Below are 12815 nucleotides of genomic sequence, written 5' to 3'. Positions count from 1 at the left end.
GTTCCTCAGATGAAAAACGGCCAGGGGCGTAGAAAAATACCGAGAACCTGGTCGACCAGATACCACACAGCGAAGCTTGCAATGGCCGCAACCGGTAAAAGGATATGCAGCTTGCGTTCACCCAGAATTACGGCGCCGACTGTCAGAAAACCGAAAGTCGAGAAAAGGAAACCGGCTGGGCGCAAAAGCAGGGCATAGGCAACCATCAAAGCCAGCAACAAAAGTGCATGTGCAAGGTTGTATTGGCCAAGTTTTCTGTAGTCGATGTCACCGACTCCGTCTTTGTCTTCTTCGGGCTTTTCAAGGCCCAGAAGAATAACCAGCGCGGTCAATACGGCCAAAACCGAAAGGATCTTGGGGAATGTGCTCGGCCAGATCGGGTTGCGTTGCATGAACGGCGGCAAAAGCCCGTCCATGGTGAAGAATGCGGCATAGCCATAGGCCAGTGCGACACAAAGAATGACAAAAGCAATCCAGCGATCCAGCGCCATGATCCCCTCCCGTGGATAGTAAACGACCGGCCCAAGTCAAAGGCCGGCCGCAATAGTTGGAAAGACTTAGAGGAAGCCGAGCTTCTTCATCAGGTCACCAATGACCTTTTCCTGACCTTCGAGGAAGGTGCGGAAATCGTCGCCGGAGTTATGAATGTTGACCCATCCGTTACGGGCACGCACTTCTTCCCATTCAGGAGTGTCGTACATTTTGGCGATTGCGTCTTGATACATCGCCAGCTTGTCCTCAGGCAGCCCAGGAGCCGCAAAGAAGCCGCGCCAGTTTACAAAGGTCGTGTCGATACCTTGCTCCATCATTGTCGGGGCATCCGCATAGGCGTCAACACGTGCATCGGACGTCACGCCCAGGATTTTGACTTCGCCGGCTTGCGCCAGCGCAACGGCTTCGGAGAAACCGGTGGACAGAGCCTTGATTTCGCCAGAGAGCAACGCTGCCATGGCTTTGCCGCCCGCGTCATACGGAATGTACTTCACATTCAAGGCGTCTTTTCCGGCAGCTTCCATCACCATGGCCGCTACGAGGTGGTCCATTCCGCCAGGAACAGACCCGCCGCCGATCGCAGTACCTGAAGGATCCGCATCATATGCCGCCAGAAGGTCCTCCATCGAGTTCAGCGGGCTATCTTTGCCCACAACCAGTGCAGCGTAGTCACCGATCGTGCCGGACACCAAGGTCAGGTCGCGGAAGTTGTGCGGGAACACTCCAGTCAGCGAACGGATCACAATCGGTGTGGAGTTCACCATTAGGGTGCCATGCTGGCTGTCGGCGTTTTCGATCAGGTAACCAATTGCCTTGCCGCCGCCGCCGCCAGACATGTTTTCATAGGACGCGTTGCCTACGAGGCCAGCCTTTGTAAGCGCCTCGCCTGTGCCGCGCGCTGTGCCGTCCCAGCCACCGCCGGCGCCGCCGGGGATCAGAAAGTGAATGCTGTCCATGACCTTGTGTCCGTCGGCCATTGCGGGACCGGTCAGGGCGAAAGCTGCCGCAGCAGCAAGCAGGGCGCGACGGCCCAGTTCGAATGTCATCAGATTTTCCTCCCATTTGACATTGGCGGATCGCTCCGCGCATGACAGGGGAGATTGAAGAGCAAACCTGACACGAGCCTGACACGGTCGTATCTCGGTGATGCGGGGAGAGGAACAGATGCGGTTTCTGTTGATTGAGGACACGGAAACGCTTGCGCAGGCGGTGGTCGACCGAATGTCGCTGGATGGGCATGTTGTGGATCATGCGGCTGATCTCGGCACGGCGTGGGAATTTGTTGCAACAACTTCTTACGATTTGATTTTGTTGGATATTATGCTCCCAGACGGGGACGGTAGAGCCTTTCTGGAACGACATCGAACAGCGCAGGAACGCACGCCGGTGATCGTTTTGACAGCCCGTTCAGAGGTTTCGGATCGCGTTGGCATTCTCGATCTTGGGGCAGACGACTACATGGTCAAACCGATCGATTTTTCCGAGTTGGAAGCGAGATGTCGCGCCGTATTGCGGCGACGCGGTGGTGAGGCGCACAACCTGATCCGCTATGGCGATCTGGGGTTTGATTCGCGCGCCGGCATCCTTCAAGTGGCCGGTCAGGATGTGCAATTACGCACCCGCGAACTCCGTCTTTTTGAGGTTTTTATCCACGCGCCCGGCCAGATTTTCTCCAAGGGCGCGCTGGTTGATCGGTTGTTCAGCTATGACAAAGACGTCTCGGAAAATGCAATCGAAGTCTACGTTGGGCGCTTGAGGCGGCACTTGAAACCCTCTTCTGTGAAAATCACAACAGTCCGCGGGCTCGGATACAAGTTGGAGGCTGCATGAGCGGGCCCAACCAGCAAGGATCGATACGGCGCAGGTTGCTGTTATCTTTGATGGCGGGCGCGGCTGTATTGGCAGTTGTGGTCTATTTCGTCGTTCAGTCGGTGGCACGGCAAGTGGCGCAAGAAAGTCAGGATAACGTGCTGGCCGCGTCGGCATTGTCCATTTTGGACAGCGCGCGGGTATCTGGCGGACAGGTGGGGGTCGATTTTCCCTATTCCGCACTTTCAATGCTCGATAGCGTCACTGACGAGCGGGTTTTCTACAAAATCCGACTGGAAGACACCTTTTTGAGCGGATACGCGGAATTGCCAAGTGCGCAAGGCGATGCATCAGACATACCGTCTTACCTTTCGTCCAATTTCCTTGGTGTTGATGTGCGTGTGGCAACCGTTCAACGGGCGGTCTCAACCGATGTCGGACAAAGCTTCCTGCAGGTTTCAGTGGCGCAGACACTGACTGGCCAGAAGGAGACTCTTTCACGTATTTCTCGCACTGCCTTGGCCGTGGGGATGGGGTTCTTCGTCGTTAGCGCGTTGTTGGCGGTGCTGGTGGCACAATCCGCGATCCGGCCATTGGATCGGCTGACCATTTCGGTATCGCGTCGCGGCCCAAAAGATCTTAGGCCCGTCGCCGCGCCAGTTCCAAGCGAGATGGTGCCCCTTGTCGCCTCGCTCAACAGTCTAATGGGGCGGTTGCAAAAGTCCCTGACACGTTCTGAGGAGTTTATCGCAGAAGCGGCGCATAGGGTTAGGACACCATTGGCGATTGTGAGAACGAAGGCCGAGATAATCGCGCGACGATCAGAGGACACCGCCACTCAGGAAGCGCTCTCCGAGATGATCCATGCCATTGACGATAGTTCCCGGACGGCCGGTCAGTTGTTGGACCATGCAATGGTGACTTTTCGGCTTGATCATTTGTTGAAGGAAGACATCTCGCTGCCTCAGCTGATCAAGGAAACCGTCGAGCGATTGCGGCCGGTTGCGGATATCAAAGACATCGAGCTTCGTACCGGAGAGTTGCCGGAGCTATCGGTTAAGGGAGACCGTATTTTGTTGCAAAATGCGTTGCTCAACCTGCTGGATAATGCCTTGAAATATGCGCCATCAGGTGCCGAAGTATCGGTCACTTTGGCGAGCAAAGGCTCAAATTCCGTGATTGGAATTTCCGACAGCGGGCCAGGATTTCCAAATGCGGAACTTGATCTTTTGACCGACAGGTTTGCGCGAGGTCAAAATGCACATGGCATCGTTGGCTCTGGACTTGGACTGACAATCGCGAAAGAGGTCGTGGAAGCACACTCCGGCAGTCTCACAATTTCAAACTCTACAGGAGGTGGCGCGTGCGTAACTTTGTCTTTTCCTTCGGCCTGATTTTCTGGGCTTTGGGTGCACAAGCCTTTGAAATAGAGGACAACCAGCGTTTTGGGTCCGAGGTTGCCGAGCAGGAATTGCGTATTTTGTCGACCGCTGACATCCGCTTTTTTCAGCCGGTCATCGCTGCGTTCCTTGAGGCCAATCCGGAGGCCGCGATTGACTATACCGTGGCAAGTTCGTCCGACGTTCTGGCGGCAGTTCAATCCGGTGAAGCAAGGTTTGATCTGGCGATTTCGAGCGCAATGGACTTGCAAACCAAGTTGGCAAATGACGGATGGGCCAAACAACACGTGTCAGCCACCACAGAAAACCTCCCCGAATGGGCAGTTTGGAACGATATGCTGTTTGCGTTTACGCAGGAGCCAGCAGCCATTGTTGTATCCAGAAAGGCTTTTGAGGGAAGCGCTGTTCCGCAAGGCCGGCACGATCTTATCAACCTCCTCCGCCAAGATCCGGAGCGGTTTCGGGGCCGTATAGGGACCTATGATGTGCGGCAATCCGGCCTTGGATATCTGTTTGCCACTCAAGATACTCGGGCTTCTGAGACCTATTGGCGGCTGACAGAAGTCTTTGGCAGTCTTGGTGCGCGCCTCTACTGCTGTTCCTCAGACATGATTGACGCTGTCAAAAGCGGAGAACTATTGATCGCCTACAATGTTTTGGGAAGCTACGCGGTGGCACGTGAAGACAGCGACGAATTTGCAATCGTTCTGCCAAGCGATTTCACAACAGTCATGTTGCGCACGGCGATGATACCGCAAAACGCAGAGAGCCCGGAAATGGCCGGAAGGTTCATCGATCACATGCTTGCGCGTGCGCATGGGAGAGGCGGTGCCCTGTTGACCGATCCGGTTCTCGGTATGGATGACGCGGCAACAGCGCTGAACCGTATCCGCATCGGACCTGGCTTGCTGGTTTTTCTGGATCAATTGAAGCGTCAGGCATTCCTGTCAGAGTGGGAAAGCGCGATTTTGCAGAAATAGGCGCTAAAGGTCTGCGTTCCGGATTGCCGCCAAAGCTTCCGCCTTTGCCGTGGTCCAGTCCGGTTCTTTTGCCCGTTCGACCTGACGCAGACACTCCCATTGGTTGCCAAGGCCCAGAACAGAGGCCGCTCCTACCAACATGTGTGCTTCTTGCGCGAGGTCCTCGCTTGGCGAATGCGCATCAGAAATACGCGCCTCGAAAGCTCTTAGGTCGCCTTTGAATTCGTCGAGTGCCGCGTCGTAGCGCTCTTGCCCCAGCAGCGCGATTATCTCGTCTGGTCCGGCTTTTTCCTCTTCGGACGTTGCAGAAGCAACAATAAGCTTGGCAATGGCGCGCTGCGTCAGTGGCTTGGTAATAACGCTTTCAAAACCAGCCGCTAGAATACGCTCTTTGTCTTCCGGCGCAGCGTGTGCGGTCAGGGCAACGATGCGTGTTTCCTTGTTCGGCCCATCGCCTGCGCGTATGCGCGCCAGCGCTTCCAATCCATCCACTTCCGGCATGCTGATGTCCATCAGGATCAATTCAAACGCACGCTTTTGACTCTGCTCGATGGCGTCCAATCCGCCAGTCGCCTCGAACACTTCCACGCCCCGCGACCTTAGCATGTCCGCAGCAATCATCCGGTTGATGGAATTGTCGTCGACGACAAGACAAGTGATTGCTGTGATGTCGGACTTGGCGTTGATCTCTGGTGTGGCATGGGCGCCTGCCTCTACCAGGGGTAGGGGGATTTGCATTGTAAACAGGCTGCCTTCGCCTTCGAAGCTATCTGCAAAGATTGACCCGCCCATACCGGTGACGAGCCGTTTGGTAATTGCCAGGCCCAGTCCGGTTCCGGAGTCTCGCCGCGCATAGCCGGAGTCGATCTTTACAAAGTCCTCGAATATTCTTTCGAGGTCCGCTTCCGCTATCCCTATGCCGGTGTCTGACACGCGGAACTCGACGATATCCGGGTTGGACTTCTGTCTCTCGATCTCCAGCGAAATCTCACCGTTTGTTGTGAACTTGTTCGCATTTCCAAGCAAGTTGAGCAGGCACTGCTTGAGGCGCAGTTCATCGCCGGAAACTGTGGTCAGATCATCAGAGCAAAGTGACAGGTTCAAGCTGTTCCCGCGGGTTTTGGCATTGGCCAACAAACTATCCAGAAGCGCCTGTGCCATTTTCGATAGTTCAAACGGCGCCGTTTGAGGTGCGTCGTCCATTGCATCCAGGCGTGATACGTCCAAAACGTCATTCACGTGCCCCAAAAGCAAGTCGCCGGATACTTTGATGGCCTCTAGATACCGCATCTGATCAGCGCTGAGATTGCCGCGATCGATAAGGTCCAACGAACCCAGAATACCGTTTAGCGGTGTGCGCATTTCGTGGCTCATTACTGTCAGAAGCTCGGCTTTGGCTTGCTCACCTGCCTGAGCTTCGTCGCGCGCGCGCACCAGCTCCGCTTCGTCTTCAACTTGCTTGGAGATATCTCGAAGGAAGGAGACGAGTACCGTTCGGTTTTGGTGTTCGGCGGCAGAAATCGACAATTCCACCGGAAAGATGCGACCAGACTTGTGCAAAGCTTCCAAGCGCACGCGACCGGCACCGATGACCCGTTTTTCGCCTGTTGTCAGATACCGTTGCATGCCTTTGGTATGGGCTTCGCGCAAGTGTTCCGGCACGATAAGATCAGCCATGTTTTGTCCCATGGCCTCTTCCCGTTCATAGCCGAAAACTTCGGTAGCCGCGCCATTGAAGGCGATAATTTGTCCTTTGGGGTCAATCACAAGAATGGCGTCCAGCGACGAGCTGACCATTGCCTCGAACCGGTTGCGCATCACTTCGTTCTCTTCGGCGGCTATTTTCCCGCGCCGGTACATCCGCAGAAGAATTACCGCCGTGCCCGACAGGGCTGCGATCAAAGCCAGTGTGGATAGCCCGAGTTTAATGAGGGTTGACGACATCTCGCCGCGCGTACGTTCGTCGGTCTGAGCAAATATACTGACACCCTCAAGCGCAAGCGCTCGTACATCGCGATGCAAAATGTCTGACGCCGCAAGTAGATCATCCATGCGCGTCAGGAGAATTTCGTCAGGGCCGTCCACCAACGGGATGGCTTGATCCAGATAAGCTTTGAAGTAACGAAGACGCACTTTGTTTCGCGCGTTCTCACGCAGTTCCGCATAGATTGGGCTTTGCGAAATGATGGCATGCCGGCTGTAGAAGATATCGAATCTTTTGCGCATTTCCCGCAGGGCAGGGATACCCTCGACGTTGGCCCTTTCCATGGCCAGTTGCAGTTGAAGTAGATCAACCTCAATCTGGGCAAGGTTCCACTGAACATTGTCTGTGCGCGCAGTGGCCAGTCGGTCCAATTGCTCCCGAACCACACGCCCAAGCACAATCGACTGGGTCAAAAAGACCACAACCATCGCGCCAAGGAGTATGGTTCTGAGCCAAACGGAACGTTTCGAGGGCTGTTCAGTAGCGATCGGCGTCTTCCTCACTGAGCAGGAATGACCTCGATCCGGTCAAGCTGCCAAATGCTTCGGGAATAGTAGGTTTCTGATTTGTAGCTTGGATTGGTGTCGTAAGGATAGATAATCCAAAGCGGACCCTTGTCGCGCAGCGACATTTCGGCTCCGTTGTGCAGATAAGCCACGATTGGACCGCCCTCGACAGCATCAGTCACTGGGATTTCGACGGCGTAGTCGTTCACGGCGTAAGCCTTAAGTGTGCCGGCTTCCACACCGAGCGCGGTCGTGATTTCATGCAACGGCGTGCCAACAAAGGTTTGCGAGCCTTCAGTCCAGATGGTCTCTGTTACCAACTCTACGGCCGGCAGTCCTTTGATCATAGCTAGGTCAAATTGCGCCGTACCCCCGGCATTCACCTGTGCGAGTTCACCGCTGACAGTAAGAATGACTTCATTCTCAGGTGACGCCAAAGGCGCGGCCCAAGCGGTGGTGGAAAGGCACAATGTCGCTGCGGTGAGCAACGTTCCTAAGGTTCTTTTGAACATGTTTGTCTCCCCAAAATCTTTGTCCGGCCATAGGTATATCAGCCCCTTGCATCACAATTTGCGTGCAAAGGGTCATCAAACTAACCTTTCGTATAGGACTTCTGCGCTAAGGCGTTTAACTCTGCACCATTGGGGAGGAACCCATGTCTCAAGTTCGTTTTTATCATAATTCCTCGGGGGAAATCGTATGAGGAACACCCAATGCAACCTTCGCGAGACTTTTCTAATCAGGCATCTAGCGTCAACTCCTATGCTGCCGTACACTCCAGTTCATTGATTAAAGAAACGGGACCAACTGTTATGCGGGTTCTTATTGCAGACGACCACGGAATGGTGCGGGATACGATAGCCGCATTCCTTTCGAGCGAAGGCGACGTTCAGGTTACTACAGCCCAAGACCTCGATAGCGCTTTTGAAATTTTGAAGGATCAAGGACGCTTTGATCTGGTGCTCCTGGACTTTAATATGCCGGGCATGAACGGGCTTGCGGGCTTGCAGCGCAGTACCGAGCGTTTTCCCAATCAGCCATTTGCCATATTGAGCGGTTCCGCCCCGAACCGAACCGCGCAAGAGGCGGTCAATGCCGGTGCTATGGGGTATCTGCCAAAATCCATGGGCGCCAAATCGCTTTTGAATGCGATCCGCTTCATGGCGAGCGGAGAGACATACATTCCCGCCGATTTGCTGCGGTCTGAATCGGAAACGCCGGATCATCCGCTGAAATCGCAACTTTCCAGCCGCGAGATCGAAGTACTTAACGGTTTGTGCCGTGGCCTCTCCAACAAGGAAATTGCGCGCGAACTTGATTTGCAGGAAGTCACGATCAAGCTGCATGTGCGCACGCTTTGCCGCAAGATCGAGGCCAAGAACCGCACCCACGCGGCCATGATTGCCAAGGAGGCTGGTCTGTTTTGACCAGCCTCCCAGCATTTTTCGTTTAAAACAGGATCGCATCGTACAACGCTGCCAGATCGTCGTTTCCGCTGAGCCCTTCAAACAGAACCGTAGTACCCGATAGGTTAAGGGCGATACCATTGCTCTGCTGGTTGGTGGCATCTGAGAACCAAGCGGACAAATCAGGCTCGCTGTCGTCCAGACTAAGCTGTCGCAAATCCAGCCAATCACGTTCGTCAAACGAGAAGTCTGTGATCGCATTGGAGCCGCCGTCCAGGTCGGAGGACCGGAACACAAAGCGGTCTGCGCCAAGTCCACCGGTTGCGACATCGTCGCCGGACCCGAGGTACAGTCTGTCTCGACCTTCTCCGCCGTCCAGAGTGTCGTTTCCGCTGGCACCGTTCATGTAGTCGTTGCCGTCGCCGCCGTTCAGGGCGTCTGAACCAGAGCCTCCCTTGAGCGTGTCATTTTCCGACCCGCCGGAAAGCACGTCATTTCCAGTACCGCCGTTCAAATCATCCTGATCGGCTCCGCCGGAAAGTACATCGTTGCCAGACCCGCCTTTGAGTTGGTCATTCCCGGCGTCACCATCCAACGTGTCGTTTCCGCTGCCGCCATCCAAAGCGTCTTCGCCGTCATCACCGGAAAGTTCGTCGTGTCCGGATCCGCCCGACAGGGCGTCTGCACCGCCGCCACCGTCAAGAGAATCGTCCCCTGAACCGCCAGCCAAGTCATCTGCATCGTTTCCGCCGAACAGAACGTCGTTACCCGAACCACCGGTCAGGACGTCTTCTCCACTGCCTCCGGACAGCGTGTCAGTATCGCTTCCACCATTGAGAGTGTCGTTGCCCGTCCCGCCGACAAGGTTATCCCAACCCGAACCGCCGTTAAGAACGTCGTTTCCGGCGCCACCGTCCAGACTGTCGTGCCCGGCAGAGCCGCTCATTACATCATCACCGGTTCCCCCGAGCAGATAGTCATCATCTTCAGGTAGGAGGTTGCCGTATTGGTCATATCGCAGACCATCGTCGTCGTATGTGGAAACGATATCGGAGTTTCCGCTCGGCCCCGCGCCACCATGTAGTTCGTCGTTCCCGGTTCCGCCCATGATGGTGTCGCCCAGGCTGCCACCGATACCGACATCGTCGCCGATGCCTCCGTCTATCGTGTCTTGTCCGCCTTCACCGACAAGACTGTCATCGTAGGTGAGTTCGCCTTCGGTTGTCGCGACTAGGCTTAGATCTCGAACAAGGACGGCTGATTCCAGGTCGACTTCGGCAAAAGGGCTCAGGGCACGTGGATCGGCGGCTCCATCATTGGAACTCGATTTGGGCGCATCTGCGAGAAGCTCCAGAGACGCTGTTCCTGAGTCTTCATCAAATGTGACCCGATATATCCCGCCGGATGAATTGGTGCCGTCGTTCATGTCGTGGTCGCCAGAGTTCCCACCGACATAGAGATTGCCGTCACCGTCATAGATCGAAGCGCCGAACGTCATTGCCGGAGCACCAACCAGCGTCACACCATCCACGACAGTCGATGTGACTGGGTAGGTGGAAAACACAGGGCTTCCGGACGAAATATCGATGCGCAATAAGGTGGCGTTTTCGCCTTCCGCTGACGGACGCGCAACGCCGGAGAAAGTCTGTGTCGCGGCATCAAAAGCAACGTCATACACCCGCAGGTTCACAAGTTCCTTGGGCAACTTGAACACCGTTGTTTCGGGGTTTCCGTCAGCGTCAAAGCTGTCGACATCTATGACCGCAATATGATCCATGCTCGATTGGAACGACCAAAGATTCCCCTGGTCATCAAAGTCTCCAGTCCACGACCGATAGGGCGTTTCGCCGACACGATATGTGTCGCCATGAGCATCAATCATGACCAGATCAGCACGGGACACAGCATTGCCAAGACTATCGGTCCCGTTCCCGACAGCGATCGCATAAAGCATATTGTTTTCAACGTTGAACCCAAGAGAGTTAACGTTCACCGTTGCTGAGCTGCCTGCCAAATCATAGGTCTGCGACTCGGTGTCGAAAACATGCAGGGTACCGTTTAACACCTGATAAAGGTTCGCCTGTCCCTCAGCGAAGGCTGGTACGGTGACCACAGTCCCGCCAATGTCTATTTCTGTTTCATAAGTATAGACTGGGCCCGAGGTGTCGATGGGGGGACCTGAGTCAGGCCCGTCTATCGAGCGCAACGTGATCTCGGTTTCGGTTCCCGATGCGGTAATTTGCAAAAGGTGTTCGCTGAATGCGCCGCTGTCTGAAGTCAGGGTTTGGACCACCACGCCATTCACGAGAATTTCCACCCCGATACTCGTCACTCCGGCAGCAAAGTTAGACGCAAGTTCAAGCGACATTTCGTACACGCCGCCTATTTCGGTTTGAACGGTCTGTGACATCGATTGATGGCCGCCATCCAGTTGCGTGACGGCCCAGTTTCCGGTTGCGGCATAGTCACCGAAGCCTTGATTGCCTTCAGAGCCTTCAAGAAGGTTCTCCGAGGCGTAGTCACCGATCAGAACATCGCCTTCAGCCGCGCCAGTTATCGTGTCATCGCCGGCATTGCCGGCAATAACGTCTGTTTCGTTTGTTCCGGTAAGGACGTCGGAAAGACCGGTTCCGGTTTGCGTGATATCGGGTGTTGTAGACATGATTAACCTTTACTTTTCAGTGGGTAACGTTGGGCTTTTACCAGCCGATTCCGTTCACAACGACAGACTGTGGTTCGATCTCGTCAAAGAGACGGACCAGATCGATGACCGGCTTGCCGGAAGCTTTGGCAGCCGCTCGGTAGGTGTCATTTGCATGGCAAACGATCAGCACTTCCGCTTCGTCCGTCAGAGCATCAAGATCTTCGACGAGCATCTCCGGCAGGTCTTCGGCCAGCTTGGTCAGTCCGGGATTGCCGTGTTTGACGTAGCCGAGTTGCGCATGGATCGGCGTTTCTTTTGTAATTGCCAAATCGTGTCCAATGACTGTGGTTCCGTCCGCCTTCAAAGCAGCCATCACGTCGAGGATTGGGCTTTCACGGAGGTCATCCGTGCCGGGTTTGAATGCGAGGCCGAGAACGCCGATCTTCTGTGCACCAGAAGCGCGCGCCATGGACACAGCCTCTGCGATCTGGGCTTGATTGGACCGATCCAGGTTGCCGATCATTGGCAGGTCAACGCCCGCCGCCTTTGCCATGTGCGTGACCGCGCGAACTTCCTTAGGGAGACAGGAGCCGCCATAAGCAAACCCCGGACGCAGATAGTAGGGCGACAGATTGAGCTTTGTGTCCTGAACAAAGATGTCCATAACCTCGTGGCTGTCGATCTCAAGAGGCTTGCACAAGCGGCCGATTTCATTGGCAAAACACACTTTGGTGGCATGCCATACATTGTCGACATATTTGACCATTTCAGCCGCTTCGATGGTGGTTACGATCGGATTGTCGTCAACCGGATCATAGATCGCCTTCATAATGTCGGCCGTGCGCAGATCAGTGGCGCCAATTACTGTTTTCGGCGGATTGTGGAAATCCGCGATTGCGACGCCTTCACGCAGAAACTCCGGGTTGAAGCAGATACCGAAATCGCGACCGGCTTTCATGCCTGAGATTTTTTCAATGATAGGCGCCATTACGGACATGGTCGTGCCTGGTGGGATGGAACAGCGCATTGCAAAGACGTGGAAGCCGGACTTGCGGCGCAGGCCGAGACCCATGCTGCGAGCTGCGGACTTGATATAGCTGTAGTCGCATCCTCCGTCTGCCGCTGTCGGGGTGCCAACGGAAATGAAAGTGACGTCGGTCTGGGAAACCGCCTCTACCAGGTTGTCCGTTGTAGTGATCAGGCCAGCTTCGACACCTGCGGTCAGGGTTTCTTCGAGATCTTTCTCATGGATCGGGCTCTCGCCGCGACCGACAGATGCGATCTTTTGCGCGTCCAGATCCACACCGATAACCTCGTGGCCGAGGCTGGAAAGGCAGGCTGTTGATACGGCGCCGACGTAGCCGAGGCCGACGATGCTGATGCTGGGTTTTGCGGTTGTTGGGGCAGGTACAAACTGTGCCTGGGTGAAGTCGATTTTCTTGAGTTCCATGGGATGTCCTCCGTTATTGAACTCAAGATAAGTTGTTGAAAAATTGTGATATATGTCGCGGGAGGTCAGAAAGCGGTGGCGAATTCGCCTTGGGCTATCCTTTGGGTCAGGACGGCGCAAATTTGCGATTTCCGATTGTCAAAA

At 55.1% G+C, this 12815-nt stretch carries 10 protein-coding genes; 4 read left to right on the top strand and 6 right to left on the bottom strand.

Going from position 1 to position 12815, the window contains the following annotated elements; all coding sequences use genetic code 11:
- Positions 1–5: 5 nt before the first annotated feature.
- Both BXY66_RS09570 and BXY66_RS09565 read right to left on the bottom strand, forming a co-directional pair.
- The gene (locus BXY66_RS09570; protein WP_132859887.1) at positions 6–491 is read right to left on the bottom strand and encodes a tripartite tricarboxylate transporter TctB family protein; all 486 of its coding nucleotides are present in this window, start codon (positions 489–491) and stop codon (positions 6–8) included.
- Between the two features lie 66 nt (positions 492–557).
- Complete coding sequence (locus tag BXY66_RS09565) at positions 558–1538, bottom strand: tripartite tricarboxylate transporter substrate binding protein (RefSeq protein ID WP_207911299.1); 981 nt, start codon at positions 1536–1538, stop codon at positions 558–560.
- Positions 1539–1656: 118 nt separating this feature from the next.
- On the opposite strand from BXY66_RS09565, the gene BXY66_RS09560 reads away from it, so the two are divergent.
- Genes BXY66_RS09560 through BXY66_RS09550 form a run of 3 tightly spaced genes read left to right on the top strand, consistent with a single transcriptional unit; the run spans position 1657 to position 4681 of the window.
- Positions 1657–2322, top strand: coding sequence for a response regulator transcription factor (locus tag BXY66_RS09560; protein ID WP_132859886.1), 666 nt, complete (start codon positions 1657–1659; stop codon positions 2320–2322).
- Positions 2319–3695: a sensor histidine kinase gene (locus BXY66_RS09555; protein WP_132859885.1), complete on the top strand. Its 1377-nt coding sequence runs from the start codon at positions 2319–2321 to the stop codon at positions 3693–3695. Before BXY66_RS09560 ends, BXY66_RS09555 begins: the two co-directional genes overlap by 4 nt.
- Complete coding sequence (locus BXY66_RS09550; RefSeq protein WP_132859884.1) at positions 3665–4681, top strand: ABC transporter substrate-binding protein; 1017 nt, start codon at positions 3665–3667, stop codon at positions 4679–4681. The genes BXY66_RS09555 and BXY66_RS09550 overlap by 31 nt, the downstream gene beginning before the upstream one ends.
- Positions 4682–4684: 3 nt before the next feature.
- Here BXY66_RS09550 and BXY66_RS09545 read toward each other — a convergent pair whose 3' ends face one another.
- Positions 4685–7093 carry a hybrid sensor histidine kinase/response regulator gene (locus BXY66_RS09545; RefSeq protein WP_165929143.1) on the bottom strand — a complete coding sequence of 803 codons (2409 nt, stop codon included), beginning with the start codon at positions 7091–7093 and terminating at the stop codon, positions 4685–4687.
- Positions 7094–7164: 71 nt separating this feature from the next.
- Positions 7165–7683, bottom strand: coding sequence for a putative pterin-binding protein (locus BXY66_RS09540; protein ID WP_132859882.1), 519 nt, complete (start codon positions 7681–7683; stop codon positions 7165–7167).
- Positions 7684–7983: 300 nt separating this feature from the next.
- Here BXY66_RS09540 and BXY66_RS09535 point away from each other — a divergent pair, with 300 nt between their 5' ends.
- On the top strand, positions 7984–8598 hold the full coding sequence (locus BXY66_RS09535) for a response regulator (protein WP_132859881.1): 615 nt from the start codon (positions 7984–7986) through the stop codon (positions 8596–8598).
- Positions 8599–8620: 22 nt separating this feature from the next.
- Here the strand turns inward: BXY66_RS09535 and BXY66_RS09530 are convergent, their stop codons facing one another.
- Together BXY66_RS09530 and BXY66_RS09525 are read right to left on the bottom strand one after the other, a co-directional pair.
- Complete coding sequence (locus tag BXY66_RS09530; RefSeq protein WP_132859880.1) at positions 8621–11239, bottom strand: calcium-binding protein; 2619 nt, start codon at positions 11237–11239, stop codon at positions 8621–8623.
- 37 nt (positions 11240–11276) lie between these two features.
- Positions 11277–12671 carry a nucleotide sugar dehydrogenase gene (locus tag BXY66_RS09525; RefSeq protein WP_132859879.1) on the bottom strand — a complete coding sequence of 465 codons (1395 nt, stop codon included), beginning with the start codon at positions 12669–12671 and terminating at the stop codon, positions 11277–11279.
- Positions 12672–12815 lie beyond the last annotated feature (144 nt).

This window comes from Shimia isoporae (assembly GCF_004346865.1).
Lineage (GTDB): Bacteria > Pseudomonadota > Alphaproteobacteria > Rhodobacterales > Rhodobacteraceae > Shimia > Shimia isoporae.
Note: the sequence above shows the minus strand (reverse complement) of the source record. Positions and strands in the feature narration are given on the sequence as shown.

Excerpts from the sequence above, each read along its gene's own strand:
- BXY66_RS09545 (WP_165929143.1), bottom strand. The coding sequence starts at position 7,093 with ATGGTTGTGGTCTTTTTGACCCAGTCGATTGTGCTTGGGCGTGTGGTT.
- BXY66_RS09535 (WP_132859881.1), top strand. The coding sequence starts at position 7,984 with ATGCGGGTTCTTATTGCAGACGACCACGGAATGGTGCGGGATACGATA.
- BXY66_RS09525 (WP_132859879.1), bottom strand. The coding sequence starts at position 12,671 with ATGGAACTCAAGAAAATCGACTTCACCCAGGCACAGTTTGTACCTGCC.
- BXY66_RS09565 (WP_207911299.1), bottom strand. The coding sequence starts at position 1,538 with ATGACATTCGAACTGGGCCGTCGCGCCCTGCTTGCTGCTGCGGCAGCT.
- BXY66_RS09570 (WP_132859887.1), bottom strand. The coding sequence starts at position 491 with ATGGCGCTGGATCGCTGGATTGCTTTTGTCATTCTTTGTGTCGCACTG.
- BXY66_RS09555 (WP_132859885.1), top strand. The coding sequence starts at position 2,319 with ATGAGCGGGCCCAACCAGCAAGGATCGATACGGCGCAGGTTGCTGTTA.
- BXY66_RS09530 (WP_132859880.1), bottom strand. The coding sequence starts at position 11,239 with ATGTCTACAACACCCGATATCACGCAAACCGGAACCGGTCTTTCCGAC.
- BXY66_RS09560 (WP_132859886.1), top strand. The coding sequence starts at position 1,657 with ATGCGGTTTCTGTTGATTGAGGACACGGAAACGCTTGCGCAGGCGGTG.
- BXY66_RS09540 (WP_132859882.1), bottom strand. The coding sequence starts at position 7,683 with ATGTTCAAAAGAACCTTAGGAACGTTGCTCACCGCAGCGACATTGTGC.